Below are 1,826 nucleotides of genomic sequence, written 5' to 3' on the forward strand. Positions count from 1 at the left end.
AATGTATCGTGTGTTAAATTCAGTAAGTCGCTACTTATTTCACCCTTTTCACTGTTGGTTAATTGTTGACTTATTATATCTAGTTTTTTGCCCGACAAGATAAGCTGGTCATTTAAAATATCCTGCTGCGTTTGAATATATATATTATTATTGGCAATGATGTCACTTTGGTTATGCAACGAATCAACGAGTGTTAATCTAATATCATTTTCGGCTAATAATTGACCATCACCACTCAATTTATCCGCATCAATAGCTAAATCATAGGCTAAAATTTTAGCGTCTTGATTCTCCATATTCCCAATTGCAAACGCCGCCGCTTTTTGAATCAGCATGTTAGCTTTTTGATTCAGTAACTGTTGCGCTTTAATGTCTAATTGGTCAACATTAAATTTTGCTTGGCGGTTATCAATTGTCTTTGCATTAATCTGAGTCTCCCCCAAACTTTGAACTATCACTTGCTGATTATCGATTTCATTTGCAGAAAAAGATATATGCTGATGACTATTGAACTTTGCCTGTTGATTAATTAGCTTGTTATTTGCAGACAGTGAAATAGTTTGCTCAGAGATAAATGTCGCCCCAGAATTATTAATATCATCAGCATCTAGGGATACATTACCTTTACTACTGATTTTTGCCTCACGATTGTTAATCGTCTTGTTGGCAATAAATGTACTGTCTTTTTCTGATAATGTTTGTGCTTTTTGCAAGCTAATTTGTTGCCCTTGTGCATGGATATTCCTTTTAGCCATCAAGGAAATATCATCACCATTAATCGTTTTTCCGGCTTTTATGGCAATATTTTCGTTAGAAAAAATGTGGCTATCTGTTGCAGTGAGGTTATCTTGTGCGGTTAATTTTATATTTTGGTCGGCTTTTATTACGCTTTGCTTAGCACTCAGCTCTTTGCCTGAGATATTAATCGCATTAGCGATTTGTTGACTGTTATCTAAATTAACATCGCCACTTGCTTGAACGTTAATTGACGCGCTAGCCAAGCTTTTCCCTGTTAAATGGGCAGTGGTAGCGTTGATGTCTAATGAACCATCTTGACTCAATTTTCCATGGCTATCAACACCCGCAGCAAGTGTCCCGGTTTGACTGTTTTCAATCCTATTGGCAGACATTGCGATATTTTTCTGTGCAACAAAACTCCCTGTATTTTTGACAGAATTTTTAGCATTGACCTGAATATCTTTTTTGGCGTACAACTGTTTGTGATTATCAACGGAGTGTTGGCTATTTAATATTACATTTTTATTAGCCTGTATCGCACCGCGGTTAGTAATTTTACCATCCGCACTAATGCTAATATTGTTGATGCTGGCACCTAATTCACCTGCATTATGCACACCGACCCCTTTTTCGGTGCCTACCATGCGTATTGAACCGGCATACATCCCGCCAAATTGCGAGACATCAATAGATACCTCCGGTCTTTCACTCGGATTAGTATCATCTAAAGGCTCAACGGTTTGGCTGTCTTGACTAACCTTATTTTTCCCCGTTACCACATTAAGCTTATTTGCCCAAATAGCCGAGTTGACTGATACAGTATGGGAAATTAAATCGGTATAGCTTTGCTCTGAACTATTTAGTCCTTTTCCGGTGATGGTAATCTTGCCTTGCTCAACCCGATAACCCGTTAAGTCGCCATTTTGTATAATAGGTTTACCGGTCGTGAGTGTTGAACGACTGGCATTGATAAAGCCACAACCATTACAGGTAATGCCTGACGGATTGGCAATGATAACTTGTGCCTTTTGACCGGCGACTTCAAGAACACCATTGAGTTGACTTGGATTACGAGAGTTGACCTCATT

General features: G+C 38.4%; 1 protein-coding gene. It reads right to left on the minus strand.

Translation table 11 applies throughout. The features are described from left to right. The coding region (locus DKK79_RS14255; protein ID WP_146212037.1) for a filamentous hemagglutinin N-terminal domain-containing protein at positions 1 to 1,826 on the minus strand (1,826 nt) is incomplete at both ends.

The organism is Gilliamella apicola (genome assembly GCF_003202915.1).
Classification (GTDB): Bacteria; Pseudomonadota; Gammaproteobacteria; order Enterobacterales; family Orbaceae; genus Gilliamella; species Gilliamella apicola_Q.